General features: G+C 68.0%; 19 protein-coding genes. 9 read left to right on the top strand and 10 right to left on the bottom strand.

The annotated features are described in order from the left end of the window. Window positions 1-2 precede the first annotated feature (2 nt). Genes LOZ83_RS18325 through LOZ83_RS18315 form a run of 3 tightly spaced genes read right to left on the bottom strand, consistent with a single transcriptional unit; the run spans window position 3 to window position 3,795 of the window. Entirely contained in the window at window positions 3-2,177 is a 2,175-nt protein-coding gene (locus LOZ83_RS18325) for a molybdopterin-dependent oxidoreductase (RefSeq protein WP_236792004.1), read from the bottom strand. Window positions 2,178-2,185: 8 nt separating this feature from the next. Further along, window positions 2,186-2,992 (bottom strand): SDR family oxidoreductase, encoded by an 807-nt coding sequence (locus LOZ83_RS18320; RefSeq protein ID WP_236792003.1) that lies wholly within the window; start codon window positions 2,990-2,992, stop codon window positions 2,186-2,188. Next, window positions 2,989-3,795 (bottom strand): SDR family NAD(P)-dependent oxidoreductase, encoded by an 807-nt coding sequence (locus LOZ83_RS18315; protein WP_236792002.1) that lies wholly within the window; start codon window positions 3,793-3,795, stop codon window positions 2,989-2,991. Before LOZ83_RS18315 ends, LOZ83_RS18320 begins: the two co-directional genes overlap by 4 nt. Before the next feature lie 236 nt (window positions 3,796-4,031). Here LOZ83_RS18315 and LOZ83_RS18310 point away from each other — a divergent pair, with 236 nt between their 5' ends. Continuing rightward, window positions 4,032-4,820, top strand: a complete 789-nt coding sequence (locus LOZ83_RS18310) for an ABC transporter ATP-binding protein (RefSeq protein WP_236792001.1) — start codon at window positions 4,032-4,034, stop codon at window positions 4,818-4,820. A gap of 206 nt (window positions 4,821-5,026) precedes the next feature. Here the strand turns inward: LOZ83_RS18310 and LOZ83_RS18305 are convergent, their stop codons facing one another. Further along, window positions 5,027-6,241, bottom strand: a complete 1,215-nt coding sequence (locus LOZ83_RS18305) for an ABC transporter substrate-binding protein (protein WP_236792000.1) — start codon at window positions 6,239-6,241, stop codon at window positions 5,027-5,029. A gap of 493 nt (window positions 6,242-6,734) precedes the next feature. Here LOZ83_RS18305 and LOZ83_RS18300 point away from each other — a divergent pair, with 493 nt between their 5' ends. After that, complete coding sequence (locus LOZ83_RS18300) at window positions 6,735-9,473, top strand: branched-chain amino acid ABC transporter permease/ATP-binding protein (RefSeq protein ID WP_236791999.1); 2,739 nt, start codon at window positions 6,735-6,737, stop codon at window positions 9,471-9,473. Window positions 9,474-9,523: 50 nt separating this feature from the next. Here the strand turns inward: LOZ83_RS18300 and LOZ83_RS18295 are convergent, their stop codons facing one another. Beyond that, window positions 9,524-10,312, bottom strand: coding sequence for an SDR family NAD(P)-dependent oxidoreductase (locus LOZ83_RS18295; RefSeq protein ID WP_236791998.1), 789 nt, complete (start codon window positions 10,310-10,312; stop codon window positions 9,524-9,526). After that, window positions 10,309-11,133 (bottom strand): mycofactocin-coupled SDR family oxidoreductase, encoded by an 825-nt coding sequence (locus LOZ83_RS18290; protein WP_236791997.1) that lies wholly within the window; start codon window positions 11,131-11,133, stop codon window positions 10,309-10,311. The genes LOZ83_RS18295 and LOZ83_RS18290 overlap by 4 nt, the downstream gene beginning before the upstream one ends. A 178-nt stretch (window positions 11,134-11,311) precedes the next feature. Here LOZ83_RS18290 and LOZ83_RS18285 point away from each other — a divergent pair, with 178 nt between their 5' ends. After that, entirely contained in the window at window positions 11,312-12,115 is an 804-nt protein-coding gene (locus LOZ83_RS18285) for an SDR family NAD(P)-dependent oxidoreductase (RefSeq protein ID WP_236791996.1), read from the top strand. Here LOZ83_RS18285 and LOZ83_RS18280 read toward each other — a convergent pair. Together LOZ83_RS18280 and LOZ83_RS18275 are read right to left on the bottom strand one after the other, a co-directional pair. Then, complete coding sequence (locus LOZ83_RS18280) at window positions 12,095-12,943, bottom strand: SDR family oxidoreductase (RefSeq protein ID WP_236791995.1); 849 nt, start codon at window positions 12,941-12,943, stop codon at window positions 12,095-12,097. The two genes, LOZ83_RS18285 and LOZ83_RS18280, sit on opposite strands and share 21 nt — an antisense overlap. Before the next feature lie 14 nt (window positions 12,944-12,957). Further along, window positions 12,958-14,325, bottom strand: a complete 1,368-nt coding sequence (locus LOZ83_RS18275) for an MFS transporter (protein WP_236791994.1) — start codon at window positions 14,323-14,325, stop codon at window positions 12,958-12,960. Window positions 14,326-14,427: 102 nt separating this feature from the next. Between LOZ83_RS18275 and LOZ83_RS18270 the strand changes: the two genes are divergently transcribed. Beyond that, complete coding sequence (locus tag LOZ83_RS18270) at window positions 14,428-15,159, top strand: SDR family NAD(P)-dependent oxidoreductase (protein ID WP_236791993.1); 732 nt, start codon at window positions 14,428-14,430, stop codon at window positions 15,157-15,159. 22 nt (window positions 15,160-15,181) lie between these two features. Here the strand turns inward: LOZ83_RS18270 and LOZ83_RS18265 are convergent, their stop codons facing one another. After that, complete coding sequence (locus LOZ83_RS18265; protein ID WP_236791992.1) at window positions 15,182-16,750, bottom strand: class I adenylate-forming enzyme family protein; 1,569 nt, start codon at window positions 16,748-16,750, stop codon at window positions 15,182-15,184. 110 nt (window positions 16,751-16,860) lie between these two features. On the opposite strand from LOZ83_RS18265, the gene LOZ83_RS18260 reads away from it, so the two are divergent. The 3 genes from LOZ83_RS18260 to LOZ83_RS18250 all read left to right on the top strand — a co-directional run bounded on the left by LOZ83_RS18260 (window position 16,861) and on the right by LOZ83_RS18250 (window position 18,878). Then, a complete protein-coding gene (locus LOZ83_RS18260) occupies window positions 16,861-17,310 on the top strand; it encodes a nuclear transport factor 2 family protein (protein WP_236791990.1) in 450 nt (149 codons plus the stop codon). 84 nt (window positions 17,311-17,394) lie between these two features. Further along, window positions 17,395-17,868, top strand: coding sequence for a 2,4'-dihydroxyacetophenone dioxygenase family protein (locus tag LOZ83_RS18255; protein WP_236791989.1), 474 nt, complete (start codon window positions 17,395-17,397; stop codon window positions 17,866-17,868). Continuing rightward, window positions 17,868-18,878: a zinc-binding dehydrogenase gene (locus LOZ83_RS18250; protein WP_236791988.1), complete on the top strand. Its 1,011-nt coding sequence runs from the start codon at window positions 17,868-17,870 to the stop codon at window positions 18,876-18,878. The genes LOZ83_RS18255 and LOZ83_RS18250 overlap by 1 nt, the downstream gene beginning before the upstream one ends. Before the next feature lies 1 nt (window position 18,879). On the opposite strand, the gene LOZ83_RS18245 is transcribed toward LOZ83_RS18250, so the two are convergent. After that, window positions 18,880-19,350, bottom strand: coding sequence for a nuclear transport factor 2 family protein (locus tag LOZ83_RS18245; protein WP_236791987.1), 471 nt, complete (start codon window positions 19,348-19,350; stop codon window positions 18,880-18,882). Between the two features lie 53 nt (window positions 19,351-19,403). Here LOZ83_RS18245 and LOZ83_RS18240 point away from each other — a divergent pair, with 53 nt between their 5' ends. Both LOZ83_RS18240 and LOZ83_RS18235 read left to right on the top strand, forming a co-directional pair. After that, window positions 19,404-19,841 carry a MaoC family dehydratase N-terminal domain-containing protein gene (locus tag LOZ83_RS18240; RefSeq protein ID WP_236791986.1) on the top strand — a complete coding sequence of 146 codons (438 nt, stop codon included), beginning with the start codon at window positions 19,404-19,406 and terminating at the stop codon, window positions 19,839-19,841. Window positions 19,842-19,894: 53 nt separating this feature from the next. Continuing rightward, complete coding sequence (locus LOZ83_RS18235) at window positions 19,895-20,245, top strand: MaoC/PaaZ C-terminal domain-containing protein (RefSeq protein WP_236791985.1); 351 nt, start codon at window positions 19,895-19,897, stop codon at window positions 20,243-20,245. The last annotated feature ends 6 nt before the right edge of the window (window positions 20,246-20,251 follow it).

The raw sequence follows: 20,251 nt of genomic DNA, 5'->3' as shown, positions 1-20,251 counted from the left end.
GCTCACCCGGTGACGCGGACGTTCACCGGCACGTTCGACATCAGCGGCTGACCCGAGTAGCGGTCGAACACCTCGGTCGCCGACAGCAGACGCGTCGTCGCCGAGCCGGCCGAGGCGAACTCCGCTTCGGTGTCGTGAACGCCGCCGAAGCCGTGTGCCATCGAGATGTACCCGGAGCGCAGCCCCGGCTCCGTCGCGACGATGCCCGGGATACTGGCGCGCGCGGACACGAGCTCAATGCGCGCGCCGTCGGCGAGTCCGAGACGAGCGAGATCGTCCGGATTGAAGTAGGCGAGGTTGATGTTCTTGCCCCGGTTCGTCGCCGGAATGTTGTAGGAGGAGTTGAGCATGTGGTCCAGCCGGCGGGACAGCAGACGGAACTCGAACGCGGCATCCGTGTCGCGCCAGCGACCCGGCGCCAGCGCCTCCAGTTCGGCGAGCATCGTTTCGTCCCCTATGCACAGCCGATGTGGCCAGTCCTCGTCCTTGGGCGCGACCACGCACGTCTCGTCCGGGTAGAGGGCCACACTGTCGTTGGCCTTGATCTCGGCCAGCGGTACCCGGGAGCCGGCTGCGAGGATCTCCAGCATTTCGTCGCCGGTCGGGGTGGCGGTCATGTCCAGCGGTGTCGGGGGAGGGCTGCCGGGCATGAAGCTGGCGCCTGCCCGCAAATTCAGTGCGAGTCCCATTTCCTTGGCGAGTTCGTGGAAGAACCGCCATTCCTCGATGACATCCGATCCCGGCGGTGGTTCGACGAGCGCCGGGGTGTACTGCGCCGCCGCGTCGACGAATCCGCTCGACGCGTTGCCGTAGAAGAGCAACAGGTCCGACAGCAGCGTGTACCCCGGTACCTCCAGGCTCATCTGGGACGCCATCACATAGTGCGCCAGTTGCGACGTCTGCGACATCTCGACGTCCAAGGTGACCAGCAGTTCCAGGTCCCGCAACGCCTCCAGCGTCAGCACCTGGTCCGGCCACACAACGGCCGGGTTGCCACCGAGGACGATGAGGGCCCGCACCCGTCCTTCACCGGGGGTGAGGATTTCCTCGGGCAGCGCGGCCGTCGGCATACCCGCCAGTGAATTGGACAGGCCGCGTACTCGGATCCGTTCCCCGATACCGAAAGCCGGTCTCGGCGGCGAGGCCTGTGCTTTCGCCGGGACCCGGGGAATCAGCGTGCCCGGGTTCCGGACCCGGTCACCGGCGCGGGCGTAGTGCCCGCACACCGTGTCGAGGACCAGGACGAGGTATTCGACCAGTGTCCCGTTCCCGGCTCCCATATTGGGTCCGGTACCGGCCACCGCGAACCCGCGTCGTGCCTGGGCGAAGATGCGCGCGGCCGCGACGAGATCGGCGGCGTCGACGCCGGCCCGGTCACCCACGGCCTGCGGGGTGAATGGTGCGACCACCCGCCTGAGCTCGTCGACGCCCGAGACGTTCTCCCGCAGGAATTCCGCGTCCTCCCACCCTTCGGCGAGAATCACGTTGAGCAGTGCGGCGAGGATCGCCGCGTCATGCCCGGCCCGCGCCTGAAGGTGCACGGTGGCACGCGCGGCGAGCGCGGTGCGGCGGGGATCGATCACGATGAGCCGGCCACCGCGGGCGCGGAATTCGGCGATGAACCGGCCGGGCGATCCGTGCGGGGTTCCCGCGAGGCTCACGAGCCCATTGGCGCCCAGGTACAGCGCCACGTCTGGCTCGTCGAACCCGTGAGTGGGCGCGAGCCACGACCCGTGCAGCCCCTTGGCGATGACCTTCCCCGGCTTGTCGATGGTGTTGGCGGTGAAGCGCATTGGCGAGCCGATCGCGTCCATGAAAGCCATCGACATGGGTTCGCTCAGCGGATTCGGGCTGAGCTTCGTCCCGCCGTACCAGGCCACCGAACGCGGCCCGTGCTCGGCGATCAATGAGCCGAGCCGGTCCGCGATCTCCGCGATGGCTCGCGACGTCTCGATCGGTACGTGGGATCCGTCCGCCGTCCGCTTCATCGAGTGCAGCAGGCGAGATCCGGAATTCTCGATGTCGGGCAGCGCCCGGCCCCGGGCACAGGTGTATCCGCCGTGGGTGGGACTGGCGTCGGCACGGACCTTGACCGCGCGTCCGCCGTCGATCTCGACCTGGATCGGGCAGGCGTTGTGGCAGACCCGGCAAAAGGACTTCCGTACGGTGGTGGCCATCGCGTTTCCTAACGTTTGGCGCCGTGGGCCACCGTCATCTCGGCCGCCTGGCTCTTGGCCGTAAACCGGCTGAGTGCCATGGACCACGCCGGGCGCAGCTGCGCCAGCACGGCTTGCACTCGCAGCATCCCGGTGAAGAGATCGCGCTCGACGACGTCATGAGTGATCGCGTCGGTGATCGCCGCACAGATCGCCGTCGGCGGGACCTCTTTCATCCCCTTGGGCGGCTTCAGTCCCGTCTCGGCCCACATGCCCACTTCACTCACCGGTCCCGGGAACAGCACGGAAACCGTGACGCCGGTGCCGTACATGTCCTGCCGGATGGCGTGTGCCGCCGCACGGAGGCCGGCTTTGGTGGCCCCGTACAACGTCTGGGCGGCGGTCGGGTACTTCGCCGAGATCGACGACATGAAGATGATCGATCCGTTGCCGCGCTTGGTCATGTTCGGCAGGGCCGCCCGGGCGAGCACCAGCGGCGCGCGCAGATTGGTGTCCAGCACATGGTCGAGTTCCGCGACGCTGAACGAGTCCAGCGTGCCGCTGCCGGGAAGCGCGGCATTGAGCACGAGGATGTCGGTCTCCGCCGCCACCTCCGCGAGCGTCTCCAGCTCGGTGCGGTCGGTCAGGTCGCACACCACACTTGTGCCGTTGATGGTGCGAGCCACCTCGTCGAGTTCCTTGCGGCGGCGCGCTGTGACCGTGACCGAGGCTCGGTGTTCCGCCAGAAACCGGGCCACGTAGGCGCCGATGCCACTGGACGCCCCCGTGACCAGTGCGTGTCGCCCGGCGAAGGATGGCGCGGCGGCCCGTCTCATGACGCCGCCAGCTTCTCGGCGGCCTCCAGGGTCGGCTTGCGGAGCATCGGCACCCAGCCCCCGGCGAGCATGCCGCCGTCGACGCACAACTCGGCTCCGGTGCAGAAGGAAGAGTCATCCGAGGCGAGGAATAGGGCCGCCTGCGCCGCCTCACTCGGCTTGCCCATGCGGGGAATCGGGTTCCTGCTCAGCGAACGCGACGCACGCTCGATCATGTCCGGGGTGGCCGCGACCATCGGGGTCTCGATCCACCCGGGATGGATCGAATTGACCCGGATCCCCAACGGGCCCAGTTCGATCGCGGCGGTGCGGGTCAGCCCACGCACCGCGAACTTCGACGCCGTGTAGGCGGACAAGGGCGCCTGGCCGACGAAGCCGTCCGTCGAGGACACGTTGATGATCGAGCCGCTGCGGGCCCGGATCATCTGTCGTGCGGCGGCCTGGGTGCCGAGGAAGACACCCAGTTCGTTGACGCGGAACACCGCCAGGTACTCCTCGACCGTGGCCGTGAGGACCGGGGTGGGCCGGCCGATGCCGGCGTTGTTCACCAGGACGTCGAGCCGGCCCCACTGCCGCACGACGTCGTCGATCGTGCGGGCCCAGGCGTCGGGGTCGCTCACATCGAGTGGGTAGAACCGCGCCGCGTCGCCGATCTCGGCCGCGATCGCGCGCCCGGCATCCTCCTGCACGTCGGCGACGGCCACCCGAGCGCCTTCCGCGGCGAACAGGGCGGCCTCGGCCGCTCCCTGCCCTTGTGCCGCACCCGTGATCACAGCGACCTGTCCATCGAGCTTGCCTGGCACGTCTGTCCTCCAGTGGTCGGCATTGACCGATCGGGCACCCGGGCACATGGCTGGCGTTCACGCCATCCGAGAAGTACTTTTTCACCGTTGGGCGTGGAGCGCAAGGCCGGTCGCCGGCCCGGCGGCCGAGGCTTGCGTGTGCTCCAGGCCACAGGTACCGTCTCTTCATTTAGAAGATAAATATCACTAATTAAGCCGAATGCTGTGACGGTCACGCCACGGAGGTAAGCAGATACATGTCGCAGTCAGCACTGAGCTCAGCCGAGCACTCGGACGAAAAATCCGCCGTAACGCCGGCGCTGGAGGCACGGAACCTCAGTGCCGGCTATGGAAAGACGACAGTACTGCGCGACATCAGCTTCAGCGTCGCTCCCGGCTCGATCCTGGCCGTGCTCGGCCCCAACGGCGCCGGGAAAACGACCTTGCTGCGAACCCTGATCGGCCTCATCCGGCCGTCCACGGGCGAGATCCTGGTCAACGGGCGGGCGGTCACGAACACGAAGCCCTATCAGCGCCGCAAGCTCGGGGTGTGCCTCGTGCCCGAAGGCCGGGGTATCTACCGGAGCCTGACCGTCCGGGAGAACCTGCGCCTGCACACCTGGCGTGGCAACGAAAAAGAGGCGATCGAGCGGACCGTCGAGCACTTCCCGATCCTGGGCCGCAAGCTCAACCAGGCGGCCGGCCTGCTCTCCGGCGGGCAGCAGCAGATGCTGGCGGTCATCCGCGCCTACATCGACAACCCGGCCCTGGTCTTCGTGGACGAGGTGTCGATGGGCCTGGCGCCGTTGGTCATCGACGAGATCTACGAATTCCTCGGCATGATCTCGCGTGAGGGCACCTCGCTCGTGCTGGTGGAGCAGTACGTCCACCGCGCACTCGCGGCCGCCGACCAGGTGATGATCATCAGTCGCGGGCAGTCGGTGTTCAAGGGCGCCCCCGGCGAGGTCGGCGACGAGGTGTTCGCCCACTACCTCGACGCCGGCGCACCGTCCACAACGGACGACACCCCCTCCGGCGAGGACTAGAGACTGTTCTGAGGTGGCGTGCGTGGCGGTGCGGGTGGCGGCCCGGCCCGCCAGCCACCACACCCCTCACAGGCACGCCACCCCTCGCGGACGCGCTTCGCGCGGCCGCGTCACCAGAACCTGACCGTGCGATAACCATCAGGTGCGGTAACAAAAATGCGGCTGGGCGGGAGTCGATCGACTCCCGCCCAGCCGCATTTCGCGGGTCAGTTCAGGCAGATGCGCTTCGCACCGAACGGGGTCGTCAGCTTGCCGTTCTGGATCGAGGCGTACCAGCCACAGGACTGCTGTACCGCACCGGCGCCGGCCTTGTAGGTGACCGGTGCGATGGAGCCGCCGAGATCGAAATTGGGGCCCAGCTTGTGCAGGCCGTCGGTGATGTTCTGCGAGGTCGGTTTGCCGGTCACGCCCGAGGCTTTCACCGCCGCCTCGAAGACCTTGCCGCCGTACCAGGAGATGACGCCGATGCTGTTCTGCTGCGCCGTCGGCTGGTACTTCTTCATCGCGGCGGTGTAATCCGCCGTACCGGGGCCGTCACCGAACCACAACGGGCCTTCCGAGCTGAGCAGAATGCCTTCGAACGCCGGGTCGGTGAGATAGGAATCGAGGTACGTGGCCGAGTCGACGATGAACAGCGGCTGGTACCCCTGCGCCTTGCAGCTGGAGACGATGCGAGGGGTGACATCGGGCTGCGTCGCCAGGAAGATCGAATTCGCGTTCGCGTTCTTGAACGCCAGGCACTGCGAGGTGTAGTTCGGTGCGGACGCGGGCACGCCCTGCCCACTGGCATACGTCATGCCCAGGTCCTTGACGAACTGTTCGTACTTCACCGAAGCCTGCTTGCAGGACGGGTACTCGGCGCAGTAGGCGAAGCCGAAGTTGTTCTTGTTGGAGAGCTTGCCGCCGTAGGCCGTCATGCGCGAAACGTTGCTCGTGCTGTTGCCCACGGGGTAGAAGTTCGGGTCGGTCTCCCAGGCCGGAACGGAGGACGCGCCGCCGATGACCGGGATCTTCTTTCCGTCGACATAGTTCGTCCAGGCCTGTTCGAGCCCGAATTCGATGCTGCCGACGATGGCGACCACGCCATCTTTCTCGACCAGGTTCTTCATCGCGCTGACGGATTTCGCCGGGTCGCCGCCGTCGTCCTCGACGAAAAGCTGGACCGGGTGCCCGTTGATGCCGCCGGTATCGTTCACGCTCGACACCCAGGCCATCTCGGAGAGTTTCGCCGCCGTGAGGCCGGTGCCGGCGGGGCCGCTGAACGATCCGATGAGGCCGATCTTGATCGGGTCACCGGCGCCGGAACTGTCGCCGGAGGTCGATCCGCTCGACGACCCGGAACTGGAGCCGCAGGCGACGAGGCTCAGCGCCAGCGTCGCCGCGGCCGCCCCTGCTCCGAGGGCCCTCCATGACGTACTCATTGTTCTGCGATTCCTTTCCCGAGGGGTTCGTGGACGATCGGCTCGTCCCGGGGTTGGGTGCGAGAGTGACGGTGTCGACGACAGCCGAAAACGACGTAGGTCCCCAGAGGAAAAAACATTTTGCGTCATGCGCGCGCCGGGATCGTGACCGGATCGCCACCTCCCGTGGCTTTCCCGTGACATTCCCGCGCACGGCTTGGCTTCGGCACGAGCAGCGCGTTGTTTAATTAGTAAGATAGTTTATCTGATCTGCAGAAGTGCACCGTACCTGTGATCGGGAGCACAAGCAAGCCTTCCCGTAAGGTGAATTGCCTCGTCGCAGGGCTTGTCACCGCATCGGCCGGAACTTATGCTCCGACCAGAGCCGGCGGCGAGAGGTGCGGCTTGCTGCCCTCCGCGCGCAACCCGTGCGTGTCCGGCTACGCGGAGAACACGACTCGGCCCGCGGGGCCCGGCAACGCATAGTCCACCATCGCGAAAAGTGGGACGGCGAATGCTTCCTTTCATCATCGCAGGCCTGACAACCGGTTCCGTCTACGGACTGGCCGCCGTCGGCCTGGTGCTCACGTACAAGACATCGGGGATCTTCAACTTCGCCCACGGTGCGCTGGCGACGATCAGCGCCTACCTGTTCTACGTGCTGCATGTGGAGCACGGCATGAACTGGGAACTCGCGGCGGTCATCTGCGTCCTGGTGGTCGGACCACTGCTCGGCATCCTGTTCGAGCTGATGGCACGCAAGCTGGTGAACGCGCCGCTGGCCACTCGGGTGGTCAGTACCGTCGGCATCCTGCTCATCGTCGAGGGCGGGATCAACCTGATCTACGACCCCGCGGTGACCCGGAGCGTGCCGGAGTTCTTCCCGTCCCACGATTTCCACATCGGCGGCACGACCGTTTCACTGGCACAACTGGTCATTTTCGGAGTCGGTGCGCTCGCGGCGATCGGGCTGTACCTGTTCTTCCGGATCGCCCGCCTCGGCGTGGCCATGCGAGGCGTGGTCGACAATGCCGATCTGCTCGACATCTCCGGCACCAATCCCGTCGCGGTCCGCCGCTGGTCGTGGATCATCGGGGTGACGTTCGCGTGCGCCTCGGGTGTGCTGCTGGTCGCCGTCCCGCCGCCGCAGACGCTCGACCCGCTGAACATCGCCTTCCTCGTCGTCGCCGCGTTCGGCGCCGCCGCCATCGGTTCGTTCAGCTCGCTGCCCCGGACCTACGTCGGTGGTCTGGTCATCGGGGTGGCGTCGGCGCTGTTCACGAACTGGTTCACCTCGGGACTGCTCGCCGGCCTCGCGGCGTCGACCCCGTTCCTGGTCCTCTTCCTCGTGCTCCTGGTTTCGCCGCGGCGCAGACTCGTCGACCGCGCCAAGATCGTTCCCCGGAACACCTCGTCGTGGACCACCCCGATTTCCCTCCAGCTCGGGGCGGGCGCGGTCCTGCTCGTCTTCTTGATCCTGGTGCCCCAGTTCGGGTTCGTCGGACTCCACATCCAGGACTGGTCGCGCGGTCTCGCGTTGACGATCCTGTTGCTGTCGCTGGGGCTGCTCACCCGTACGTCGGGTCAGGTTTCCCTCGCCCACGTCAGTTTCATGGCGATCGGGGTGTGCGCGTTCGCGCATCTCAACGCCGACGCCCACTGGCCGTGGATCGTCGCGCTCCTGATGGCCGGACTCATCACGACGCCGATCGGTGCGCTGCTGGCGATCCCGGCCATCCGGTTCTCCGGCCTGTACCTCGCACTGGCCACCTTCGGGTTCGGGATCCTGTTGCAGTACATGTTCTACGGCCAGAGCTACATGTTCGGCGATCTGGGCCTCGGCGTGACAGTGAACCGGCCGGACTCGACGGTCATCGATTTCACCTCGGACGAGAACTACTACTACCTCGTGCTCGTGATCTGCCTGCTCTTCACCGGGCTATTGGTGGCGATCAGCCGCAGCCGGCTCGGGCGGCTGTTGCGGGGGCTCGCGGACAGCCCGACCGGTCTGGCCACCAGCGGTGCCTCGATCAACGTGACCCGGGTGCTGGTGTTCTGCCTGTCGGCGTTCATCGCGGGGATCGCCGGTGTGCTGGACGCCGGCGCGCTGGCGGCGGGCGGTTCGGCGACCATCAACGGGCAGTCCTATCCGCCGCTGCAGTCGCTGATCTACTTCACGCTGATCATCATCAGTGTGGGCGGCGTCCCGTGGTACGCGCTGGTCACCGGAATGCTCACGATGCTCATCCCGTCGTACCTGCCCAGCACGCAGACCAGCTACTGGCTCACCGTGCTCTTCGGGGTGTTCGCGCTGGTCCATGCCATGGCTCCGAGTGGCGGTGGCGTCGATCCGCGCCTGCGGCGGGTGCTGGACCGGATCGGGCGACGGCGGCAGCCCAAGACCGCCGCCGTGACCGAAACCCGGGACTACGCGCCCGCACCGGTCACTCCCGGCAGCGGCCTGAAGGTGAACGGCGTCCGGGTCGTGTTCGGTGGCCTGGTCGCGGTGGACGGTGTGGGCATCGACGCCCCGGTCGGCCGGATCACCGGGCTCATCGGGCCCAACGGCGCCGGCAAGACGACCACCTTCAACGCGTGCTCGGGGCTCAATCGCCCGAGCGACGGGACGATCACACTCGACGACCGCGACATCTCCCGGTGGGGTCCGCCGGTCCGCGCGCGGCACGGAATCGGCCGGACCTTCCAGCAGATGGAACTGTTCGACAGCCTGACGGTGCGCGAAAACGTCGCGCTCGGTGTGGAGGGGGCGAAGGCGGGCGCCAACCCGTTCAGCCATCTGCTCAGTGCGCCCGGTGAGAAGGCGAGAATGCGGGCCGCGACCGAGCACGCGCTGGCCATGTGTGATTCGCTCGAGATCGCCGACCGGGTCGTCGGCGACCTGTCGACCGGGCAGCGGCGGCTCGTCGAACTGGCGCGGTGCCTGGCCGGGACCTACCGGGTGATCCTGCTGGACGAGCCGTCTTCGGGCCTGGACCGGGCGGAGACGGCGAGGTTCGGGGAGGTCCTGCAGCGGGTCGTCGCCGAGCGGAACGTGGGGATCCTGCTTGTCGAGCACGACATGGCGCTGGTGACCGACATCTGCGAGTACATCTACGTGCTGGACTTCGGCAAGCTGATCTTCGAGGGGGAGGCCGCCGACGTCATCGCGTCCCCGGTCGTGCAGGCGGCCTACCTCGGGTCGGACGACGTGCCGGCGTTGCGGGCGCAGGAGGAGACGGTCGTCGAGGGGTGACCGGCGCGGTCTCGGCATCGCGCCCGATCAGCGCGATGCCGAGGCGCCGGTCAGGAGTCCACTTCGGACGCCCGGACGAGCCGGCCGCGGAACTCGTGCCGGCGCGGCGAGACGGCCAGCAACCCGAGTCCGCGAGCCACTTCCTCGGTCGGCGTCGCCATCGACGTGTCGACCCCGTAGGTGGCCGCGTGCAGATCGACGGCCTCGGTGCGGGTGTAGCCCGGGTCGTACCCGATGACGTCGATGCCCTCCGGCGCGAGTTCGGTGCCCAGATAGAGCGTCATCTGGTGCACGGCAGCCTTGGTGGTGCCGTAGACCGCGCCGAGCCAGCCCGGTTCGCCCACGCCGGCCACCCTGTCGACCGGCCGCCCGGCGTCCGAACCGATGTTCACGATCAGCCCGCCGCGGCCGCGCATGACCTTGGCCGCGCGCCGGATGAGATCCCACGGCGCGTTCAGGTTGATCTCGACCGTGCGCCGCCACTCTTCGAGAGTCTGCTCCCAGACGGTCCCGAAATGCGGCAGTCCCGTGTTCGCCGCGTTGTTCACGAGAATGTCGAGGCGCCCGAACCGGTCGCAAGTGGACTCGATGATGCGGGCGCGATCGTCGCCGTCGGCCAGATCCGCGGCGATGCCCAGGGCCTCGACACCGAGTCCCTCCAATTCGGACACTGTCGTGGCCACCGTGCCCGGCAGATCCGACCGGGGTTGCGTGGTGCGGGCGACGACGGCCACGTTCGCGCCGAGCCTGCCGAGTTCCAGTGCGATCCCCCGGCCGATTCCCCGAGAGGCGCCCGTGACGATGGCGACCTGGCCCCGCAGCCCCGTCCCGGCGCTCACAGGATCGTCCGGCCGAGGTCGACGGGCAGGGTCTGCCCGGTGATGTGGCGGGCTTCGTCGGACGACAGCCACGCGACCGCGTTGGCGACATCCTCGGGCTCGCTCGCCTGCGCCGGGAGGACGTTCTGATAGCCCACGCTCAAACTGTCGCGGTATTTGTCGATCAGGCCGAGCATCTCCTTCGGGCGCAGCTTCGTGTTGACCGTGCCGGGGTGCACGGAATTGACCCGGATCCCGAACTGGCCGACCTCGTTCGCGACCGCCCGCATGAGTCCCACGAGGCCGTGTTTGCTGGCGACATAGGCGGCGTGGAACGGCGATCCCTTCAGTCCCGAGACCGAACTCGTCAGCACGATCGAACCCCCGGTGCCCTGCTCGATCATGGTGGGCAGGGCCGCCTTGATCGTGTTGAAGGCGCCGGTCAGGTTCACGTCGATCGTTTCCTGCCACATCTTGGCGGTGTGTTCCCACACCATGCCGCCGACCGTGATGCCGGCGTTCGCGATCACCACGTCCAGCCGGCCCAGTTCGGTGACACCGTCGGTGACCGCCGCGGTCAGCGAATCCAGATCGCGGACGTCGGCCTCGCGCGCGACGATGCGCCGGCCGAGCCCCGTCACCAGACGCGCCGTCTCTTCGAGATCCTGTTTGGTGGCCAGCTCGTAGGTGACCGTCTCCAGCGGGGCGCAGATGTCGATGGCGATGATGTCGGCGCCCTCGCGCGCCAATCGGACGGCTTCGGCACGTCCTTGTCCGCGCGCCGCGCCGGTGATGAACGCGACCTTGCCGTCGAACCGCCGGCCGGCGGCGTCGACACCCATCACGGGCGGGAGAGGTTCTTGGGGTGCGGGAGATTCGGTCACCGGGCGTGTCCAATCAGGAGGTCATTTGACGCCAGTGCAAAGAGATTTTTCAGTGCTCCGAAGCTATCACGTCATATTATCTATATGATAGCGTCAATTCGCCGGCCACACATCGCGTACGAAGGAGTACCAGTCGATGCTGGAAGAGTTCGACGCAGTCTGCCCGGACGGGATGCTGGCGGACCGGGTTCTGATCGTGACCGGTGCGAGCCAAGGGATCGGAGAGGCCGCCGCCTACGGCTTCGCCCGGGCCGGCGCCTCCGTGGTGCTGGCGGCCCGCCGCGGCGAGGTCGTCGAAAAGCACGCGGCAGCCATCAGGGGTGCCGGCGGGAAAGCGATCGGCGTTGCCGTCGACGTGACCCGGGAAGCCGATGTCGAGGCCATGGTGGCGCGGGCCGTCAGTGAATTCGGGCAGCTGGACGGCGCGTTCAACAATGCCGGTATCGAGCAGGTCCCGCCGGGGCCGATGCACGAGGTGAGCCTGGAGCAGTGGCGCGACATTCACGCTGTCAAGATCGATGGCGTGTTTCTCTGCGTCAAGCACGAGGTGCAGGCGATGTTCGGCCGGGGTGGCGCGATCGTCAATCACGGTTCCGTGGTCAGCGAGCGACCGCTTCCGCAGTATCCGGCGCCCGCGTCGTCGCAGGGCGCCATTCCCGCTTTGACGCGGGCCGCGGCGGTCACCTACGCCGAGCAGAACATCCGGGTCAACATGATCTCGACGGGTGCGATCCTGACGCCGGAGCGAGCGGCGCATCGCACCGCGGAAACCGAGATCTACCAACCCGATGTCGCCAAGAAGATCAGTCCGCTCGGCCGGTTCGGCACGCCCCGGGAGATCGCCTCGACGGCGGCCTTCCTGCTCTCGCCGTGGTCCTCCTACCTGACCGGGGCCGTGGTTCCCGTCGACGGCGGCAACTCAGCCGGCAGCGTCCGCTGAGACGGCCGCGGCCAGCCCGCCGTCGACGAGCAGGTCGGTACCGCTGATGAACGACGCGCGGTCGGAGAGCAGGAATTCGAACGCGTCCGCGATTTCGACCATCGTCCCCTCCCGGCCCAGCGGTGTCCGCTGGAACAGTGCCATCTTGTTCGGGTTGGCGTATTCCTGCGCGCCCATCGGCGTGCCGATCATCCCGGGGGACAACGAAACGATGCGCGCGCCCCGCGCGCCCCAGGCGGCGGCCTGCCGGCGGACCATCCGGATGAGCGCCGTTTTCGTGTACTGGTAAGCCGTGGGCGGCGCCATGGGCCCGGTGCGGGCGAAGACGCGCTCGACGAGGTCGTAGGCCAACGGCTCGTCCAGTATTTCGAGGATTTCCGGGCCCACCTCGCCGAGGAGCGGGCCGAGATGGCCGCTCACCGACGAGACGAACAGCCCGGCTCCGCCGCTCGCGACGAGGGGCAGGAACGCCTCGGCGACCAGGGCGGGCCCACGCAGGTTCACCCGGAGGATCGCCTCGGCGTCGCCCATACTCGGCGACAGCCCGACGACATGTGCCAGCGCGTGCACCGGACCGATCCCCGCGACGGCGTCGGCGCAGGCGCGGACATCATCGGCTTCCGTTACGTCGCAAGGCATTCCCGCCGCGTCGTGGCCCTCCGCGCGCAGTGCCGCGAGCTGCCGGCCGAGATGGTCGCCGTCGCGGTCGACGACGAACAGCCGGTAGGTGTTGCCCAGACGCCGGGCAGCCGCCATCGCCATGCCACCCGCGCCCACGACGACCGCGAGCCGCTGGCCGCTCCTGATGTTGGTACCGGGCGCTTCCATCGCAGGTCCTCTCGTCACTGCCGATCCGTCTCGACGGCGGCCAGCTCGGGTGCGAAAACCGCCTTGCCGGCGCGCCGGCGACCGGCGAACACGACGACGACCGCGCTGAACAGGCACGCGATCGCGGCAACTCCAGCCACCGTAACGATATTGCTCCCCGAGACCGCGTAAAGGGCGGTGAACCCGAGCGGAGCGAGCCCCGACCCCAGCAACGAAGCCAGCTGGTAACCCGCCGACGATCCGGTGTAGCGCGTGCCGACGTCGAAGCGGTCCGCGACGAACGCGGCCAGCGGCCCGTAGACCGTGGCGTGGATGGTCTTGTTCAGGAACAGCGCGACGATCAGCAGCGTCCAGTTGTGCGAGGAGAGGGCGAGGAAGAACGGATAGATCGCCACGGCGAACGCGATGTACCCGAACGTCATCAGCCGGCCGCGGCCCACGATGTCCGACAGGTAGCCCATCCCGACCGCGACGAAGATCTGGAAGATCGACGACGCCGACCAGGCCAGCAACGCGCCGCTCTTCGGGAAGCCGGAAGCGACCGCGTAGTTCAACGCGAACGTCTCCATCATGCCGGCCAGCACGAAGTTGCCGAACAACGCGCCGATCGACACCAGGACCGGCTTCGGCCGGCGGAGCAGGACGGCGAGCGGCCCGGTCCGCGTTCCGGCACCCGCCTCTTCGCGCTGTTCCGCGTCGACGAACTCGGGCGACTCGTTCACGCCGCTGCGCACCCACAGGCCGATGACGAGCAGCACGACCGAGAGCAGGAACGGGATTCGCCAGCCCCAGGAAAGGAAATCCGCCTGGGGGAGTGTGGCGAACAGACCGAGCATGAGCGAGCCGAGCGCGACGCCGGTGGGCGCGCCCGCCTGGGTGAACGACGCGGCGAAGCCGCGGCGTTTCGTCGTGGAATGCTCGTAGGCGAGGATGGCCGCGCCGCCCCACTCGCCACCGACCGCGATCCCCTGCAGCACCCGGAACAGCACCAGGAGGACCACGCTCCAGGAACCGAGCACCGACGGCGGCGGGACCAGGCCGATCGCCGCCGAGGCGAGTCCCATCAGCATCATCGTGATGACGAGCATCTTCTTGCGGCCCAGCCGGTCGCCGAAATGCCCGAAGACGAGCCCGCCGACCGGGCGGGCGAGATAGCCGACGGCGAAGGTCCCGAACGCGGCGATCGTCGCGGTCGCGGGCGACATGTTCTTGAAAAAGACCGGCCCGAATACGAGTGCGGCCGTCTGCGCGTAGAGCAGGAAGTCGTAGAACTCGATGGCCGACCCGAGGAACGCGGAGATCACCGCGCGCACCGGCTGTCTGCCACCACCAGGTGAGGTGTCGCTGGCAGACAGGGTGTTTCGCGACGATTCGTCGGTCATCGATGACTCCTTCGCCTGGCCGGGCCCGGCTGACGGCGGTCGTTCCGCGCGCTAAGCTCAACCGGTAAATAGTATCCTGTATGTGTCGAGAGGATCAATGCGATGATCGAGTTACGGCAGGAGGTCCGGACCGTTCTGGTGGTCGGCGGGTCCGGTGGCATCGGCGGCGCGATCGCGCAGGCGTTCGCCGGCGCACCGGACACGACCGTGCTCGCCACGGCCGCGACCGAGGCGGAACTCGAGCAGGCCCGGGTCGATCCCCGGCTGGCGAAGGTCGATCTCCGGCTGCTCGACGTCCGCAGCGACGACGGCGTCGGCGAGTTGATGGCCGGCCTCGGCGGGCTCGACGTCCTGGTGAACGCCGCCGGCGTCCCCGCCGGGCCCAAGGACTTCGAAATCGACGGGTTCGTGCGCACGATCGAGGTGAACCTGGTCGGGACCGCCCGCACCAGTTATGCCGCGTATCCGTTACTCCAGGCCGCGCGGGGCTCGGTCATCAACCTCGCGTCGGTGATGAGTTTCCGTGGCAGCGCAACGGGTCCGGCGTACGCCGCGTCGAAGGGCGGCGTCGTCCAGCTGACCAAGAGCCTGGCCGCCGCCTGGGCCCCCGAGGTGCGGGTCAACGCCATCGCGCCGGGTTTCATCGAGACGCCCATGACCGAGAACCTCCGTGCCGACGCCACCCGCAACTCGCGGATCCTCGACCGCACGCCCGCCGGGCGGTGGGGGAAGCCGGACGAGATCGCCGACGCGGCGATGTTCCTCGCTTCCGCCGCGGCGAGCTTCGTCAACGGAACCGTGCTGACGGTCGACGGCGGCTATCTCGCGCTCTGACCCGGTTCCCGGCGAACCGCCGTCACCGCGTGTATTGCTCGCGGAGCCGCACCTTGTCCACCTTGCTGAGGCCCCGCCGGGGCAGTTCGGCGACGATCTCCAGCTGCTCGGGCAACTTCTGCCGCATCACCTCGGCGCGCAGCAGATGGTCGGTCAGGTCCGGCAGCGCCGGCGGGGCGGCGTCGTCGCGGGGCACGATCACGGCGCACACGCGTTCGCCGCGTTCGCGATCGGGCAGTCCCACGACGGCCACCTCCGCGACCGCCGGATGGGCCGCGAGCAGCTGCTCGAGCTCCTGGGGCGCGATCTTCTCGCCCTTGCGGATGATCAGGTCCTTGATCCGCCCGGTCACCTCGACGTACCCGTCGGCACGCATGTGCGCGCGGTCGCCGGTGTGGAACCAGCCGTCGGCGGTGAACGCGGTCGCGTTGTGCTCTTCGTTCGCGTAGCCCAGACAGGTCTGGGCCCCGCGCACCTGCACTTCGCCGGGTACCCCGGCCGGCGCGATCGCGTCATCGGCCCAGATGCGGACCTCGAGCCCGGGCACCGGCCGCCCTTCGGTGTTCGTCAGCTGCTCGTCGGTGTCCGACGGCGAGGACACGCACACCATGGGGCATTCGGTCATTCCGTAGCTGTGCATGAGTTTCGCGCTCAGCTCGTCGCGCACCTCGGCGAAGAGGTTCGGCGGGCAGGGCGCGCCGCCGCCGGTGAGCTTGCGCAGCGCGGGCAGCAGGATTTCCCCCGGCCGCCGGCGCTGTTCGGCGAGCAGCGCCTGGTAGAACGCGGGGCCGCCACCGAACATGGTGACGGCGTGGGTCCGCAGCGCGTCGAGGCTCCCCGGCAGTGCGAAGGCCTCGAACAGCACGATCTTGCGGCCGTGCATCAGCACCGACATCAGCTGCAGCGGCCCGCCGATGTGCGCGATCGGAAACGGCATCGCGACCACTTCGTCGGCGTCCTCGCCGGCCCGGCCGCGAATCACCATGGCGCGCGCCGAAACCAGCAGCGTCCGGTCGCTGTGCAGGACCCCCTTCGGGGTACCGCTGGAGCCGGAGGTGAAGAACACCCAGGCCACCTCGGTGCCGTCACCGCCGGGCCGGGGCGGCTCGGGGAGGGCGGGCGCGCTTTCGGCGAAGGCGTCATCGATCACGATGACCTCGGGCGCGGTCGGGACCGCGCGCCCCATCTCGACATGGTCGACACCGCGCCACACGCCGGGCACCAGCAGGAAAGTCGCCTGTGAGTCGGCGATGGACGCGTCCAGCTCGCGCTGGCGGTACTGCGCGATGATCGGCGCCTGGATCGCGCCGAGCCGCGACAGTGCGAGGCACACTACGACGGCGTTGAGCTGGGTCGGCAACTGCCACGCCACCCGGCTGCCTTTGCCGATACCGCGCGCGGTGAGCGCGGCGGCCATCCGTGCCGTATGTTCCCGCAGTTGCGCGAATGTCACCGCGCGGCCTCGTTCGTCGATCAGGCCGACCTCGTCGGCGGATCGCTCCGCCCTCAGCAGGAAGAGTTCGCTGAGGGTGTCGGCCTGCAGCAGGCCGGCTGCGAAGGTGTCCTCGTGATCAGTCGTTTCGATCGTCATTGACCACCGGTTTCGGTATACTGAATTACGCCTCCGTGCGGCACGAACTATACCCATCGCGGCGACGAATGTCAGCTGGGCGACGGCACAATGGACTGAGGAGCACCGGGATGGAACTGCGAGAGCAAGACATGACATCGTTGCGCCGCCTGCTGGACGAGGCCGAAATCCGTAACCTCATCGCCCGCGTCGCGCATCTGGCCGACGACGGTGACATCGACGAGTACCTGTCCCATTGGTGCGAGGACGCCTCGTGGGGTGGCTCCGGCCGGCCGCTGTTGAGTGGGCAGGACGCCTTGCGGGCCGGGGTTTTGCAGCGGCGCGAGGAAGGGATCCAGGGACCGGGTGCGGGCACGCGGCACGTGAACACGACTCTGTGGGTCGAGGTCGACGTGCCGGCGGGAACGGCCAGTGCCCAGTCGTATTTCGTGTTGCTGGCCCCGGAAAAGGACACGAATGGGCACAGAGTCGCCAGGACCGGTCGCTACGACGACCGATTCCGCCGGACCGCCGACGGCTGGAAATTCGTGAGCCGGCAGATCACCGCCGAAGTGAACTGACCGCAGGGCGCTTCGCTTGACACCACCGGTGAAGCGGAGAAAAGTATCCCTTATAGTGGACCACGCTGGTTGGGAGTTCGTGTCATGCCGATGATGTTGCCGCCGGACCTCGGTGCGACCGAACATACTTCGCTCGAGGACATCCCGTGGGCCGTTCTCGAGCGCCCGTGGGGCGTCGTCCGCATGCAGCTGATCGCGGTTTCGCTGGCCACCAACACGTTCGTCAACATCATCGACTACCAGGCGGGCACCCAGCTGCAGAAGCATCACCACACCGGCCCGGTGCACGCGTACACGATGAAGGGCAAGTGGCACTACCTCGAGTACGACTGGTTCGCCGAGGCCAACTCCTATGTGTACGAACCGCCGGGTACCAACCACACCCTGCACGTCGACGAGGACATGCGGGCCCTTTTCATCACCCAGGGCGCGTTCATCTACTTCGACGACAACGATGAGATGACCGGGTACTCCGACGCCCAGACCATGCTGGGCGACGTCAAGGCGGCGCTGGCCAAGCAGGGCCTCGAATTGCCCGCTTCCGTCGTGAAGAACTGATGCTCGCCGGAGTCTGGCGAGGCGAGGGCGTATTCGCCGCGGAACCCGACTGGCCGGAGCCGGCGATCGACGAGGACTCCGTCCTGGTCGACGTGGCCTACTGCGGGTTCTGCGGATCCGACGCGCACATCGTCAGCGGCAGGCTGGCCGCCGGCGCCCCGCCCCGCGTGCTGGGCCACGAGGTCTCCGGGGTGGTCGCCGCGGTCGGTTCGCGGGTCACGGATCTCGCCGTGGGGGACCGGGTCGCGGCCAACCTGTTCGCCGAATGCGGGGCGTGCGACTACTGCCAGCTCGGCCAGCCGCAGTTCTGCCAGCGCCGCCACGTCGGCGCGGCCGGGTTCGCCCGCCGGGCCCGCTACCGGCCCGGGCAGCTGTTCCGGTTACCCGAGTCGGTGAGCCTGGGCCACGGCGCCCTGCTCGAACCGGTGGCGACCGTGCTGCACGCCGTCGAACAGTCGCGTATCCAGGCCGGTGAAGCGGTCTTGGTGCTGGGAGCCGGGCCGCTCGGGCTGCTGGCCGTGCAGATCGCGCGGCTGCTGGGAGCCGGGTTCGTGGCGGTCAGCGAACTGGTCCCCAGCAAGCAGGTCACGGCGGCGCGCTTCGCCGACCAGGTGCTCGACGTCAGCGGCGCGACGCTGCGTGAGGCGATGAGCTCGGCCGGCGTTTCGCCGTTCGACGTGGTCGTCGACTTCTCCGGCTCGGCCGCGGCGATCGGCGATGCCGTGGGTGTGCTGGCCCCGCGTGGCCGCCTGGTCGTCGCCGGGGTCACCCGCGAGGATGCCACGATCCCGGTCCGGCCGTTCGACCTGTACAACCGGGAGCTCACGCTGACCGGCTCCTACACGACGTCCCACACGGCGCGGCGCGCCCTGAACGTGCTGGGCCGCCTCGATCTGGACTCGCTCATCACGACCATCGTGCCGCTGGAGGACGTGGCGGCGGCCTTGCGGCTGCACGCCGCCGGCGACGCCCTGAAGATCCTGGTCGCCCCCAACGGCGCCGGTCAGTGACTCACTGCGCGCGGGTCGATTGGGGCGCGCTGAAGACGACGGTGGTGTCGCGGCGGGCGAAGCGGAACCGGTCGCCGTCGACCACGATCCGGTCCTCGTACTCGACCACCATGTCGGGTCCGCTGAACGGGGCGGGAAGCGACCACGAGCCGGCCGTGGCATAAACCGTGGTCTGCGACCACGACCGGGCCTCGTGCTCGCCCGTCACGGTGACCAGGTTCGCGCCGTTCACGTGGCGCAGCACCCGCTCGGTGGACAGCGCGGCCATGAACCCGCGGATGGCGTCCTGGCCCTCCAGCGGGGCGTTGCCGGGCCGTTGCCAGACGGCGTCGGGCGTCCACAGGGACACGAACTCGTCGAGATCCCAGCGGTTCACCGCCAACGCGTAACGAGCGATCAGGTCGGCGCAGCCGGTCTTGATCCGCAGGACCCGCAACGGGTCCAGGCCGGTCTCGTGCATCTTCTCGCTCATGCGGAAATCATATAACGTATTGTGCTGATTGAGTCGATCGAAGGGTAGTCGCCATGGCCGTGATGCCGGTCGAATGGGGAAAGATCCGCGAGTACGCGGTCGCCACGGCCAACGACCGCGCCGAATACCTGGACGATCCAAAGGCGCCGATCCCGCCGACGTTCCTGGCCACCGTCGTCTTCTGGGAGACCCTGGGCGACGTGTTCGACCTGCCCGAGGCGGTGGCGGCCTGGGCGGACGCCGGTGTTGACCGCGATGTCCGTAATCTGCTTTCCCTGGAACAGGAGTACCTGTTCCACGGCGAGTTGCCCCGGGCGGGCGATGTGCTCACGACGTCGCTGCGTTTCGACGGGGTGGAAGAAAAAAACGGGAGAAGCGGCCGGATGCTGCTGGTTCGATTCGCGGTCGAGTTCCGCGGCGACGATGACGTGTTACGCGCGGAATGCCGCTACACGTCGGCTTACCTGAACACGCCCGAGGCGGTGTCATGACCGATCCGCGGGTCGGGACTCGGTTGCCGCCGAGGGATTTCGGGCCTCTCACGATGACCGACATAGTTCGTTATCAGGGTGCGAGCGGTGACCTGAACCCCATGCATCACGACGACGAACTCGCCCGCGGCGCGGGGTATCCGGCGTCCTTCGGGGTGGGCATGCTGAACGCGGGCTACCTGGCCACCTACTGCACCGCGCATTTCGGCACGGATTCCGTCCGGCGGTTCCGCACCCGGTTCCGAAAAGTCGTTTTCCGCGGCGCCGTCGTCACCGCGCGAGGCGTGATCACCCGCGTCTTCGACGAGGGCGGCGAATCGCGGGTCGAGGTCGAGCTGACCCTCACGGATGCCGACGGCGCCACGGTCGTCGAGGGCACGGCCGAATTCGTGACCCGGCGATGACCAATC

It is taken from the genome of Amycolatopsis sp. GM8, from assembly GCF_021653975.1.
Lineage (GTDB): Bacteria > Actinomycetota > Actinomycetes > Mycobacteriales > Pseudonocardiaceae > Amycolatopsis_E.
The sequence above is the reverse complement of the archived record's forward strand: the minus strand, read 5'-3'. Positions and strand labels throughout refer to the sequence as shown.

Bases quoted from the DNA above. Each gene is read 5' to 3' on its own strand.
- LOZ83_RS18290 (WP_236791997.1), bottom strand. From the start codon at position 11,133: ATGGGTGTCGACGCCGCCGGCCGGCGGTTCGACGGCAAGGTCGCGTTC.
- LOZ83_RS18275 (WP_236791994.1), bottom strand. From the start codon at position 14,325: ATGACCGACGAATCGTCGCGAAACACCCTGTCTGCCAGCGACACCTCA.
- LOZ83_RS18250 (WP_236791988.1), top strand. From the start codon at position 17,868: ATGCTCGCCGGAGTCTGGCGAGGCGAGGGCGTATTCGCCGCGGAACCC.
- LOZ83_RS18280 (WP_236791995.1), bottom strand. From the start codon at position 12,943: ATGGAAGCGCCCGGTACCAACATCAGGAGCGGCCAGCGGCTCGCGGTC.
- LOZ83_RS18285 (WP_236791996.1), top strand. From the start codon at position 11,312: ATGCTGGAAGAGTTCGACGCAGTCTGCCCGGACGGGATGCTGGCGGAC.
- LOZ83_RS18255 (WP_236791989.1), top strand. From the start codon at position 17,395: ATGCCGATGATGTTGCCGCCGGACCTCGGTGCGACCGAACATACTTCG.
- LOZ83_RS18235 (WP_236791985.1), top strand. From the start codon at position 19,895: ATGACCGACATAGTTCGTTATCAGGGTGCGAGCGGTGACCTGAACCCC.
- LOZ83_RS18325 (WP_236792004.1), bottom strand. From the start codon at position 2,177: ATGGCCACCACCGTACGGAAGTCCTTTTGCCGGGTCTGCCACAACGCC.
- LOZ83_RS18310 (WP_236792001.1), top strand. From the start codon at position 4,032: ATGTCGCAGTCAGCACTGAGCTCAGCCGAGCACTCGGACGAAAAATCC.
- LOZ83_RS18270 (WP_236791993.1), top strand. From the start codon at position 14,428: ATGATCGAGTTACGGCAGGAGGTCCGGACCGTTCTGGTGGTCGGCGGG.
- LOZ83_RS18240 (WP_236791986.1), top strand. From the start codon at position 19,404: ATGGCCGTGATGCCGGTCGAATGGGGAAAGATCCGCGAGTACGCGGTC.
- LOZ83_RS18300 (WP_236791999.1), top strand. From the start codon at position 6,735: ATGCTTCCTTTCATCATCGCAGGCCTGACAACCGGTTCCGTCTACGGA.
- LOZ83_RS18265 (WP_236791992.1), bottom strand. From the start codon at position 16,750: ATGACGATCGAAACGACTGATCACGAGGACACCTTCGCAGCCGGCCTG.
- LOZ83_RS18260 (WP_236791990.1), top strand. From the start codon at position 16,861: ATGGAACTGCGAGAGCAAGACATGACATCGTTGCGCCGCCTGCTGGAC.
- LOZ83_RS18320 (WP_236792003.1), bottom strand. From the start codon at position 2,992: ATGAGACGGGCCGCCGCGCCATCCTTCGCCGGGCGACACGCACTGGTC.
- LOZ83_RS18305 (WP_236792000.1), bottom strand. From the start codon at position 6,241: ATGAGTACGTCATGGAGGGCCCTCGGAGCAGGGGCGGCCGCGGCGACG.
- LOZ83_RS18245 (WP_236791987.1), bottom strand. From the start codon at position 19,350: ATGAGCGAGAAGATGCACGAGACCGGCCTGGACCCGTTGCGGGTCCTG.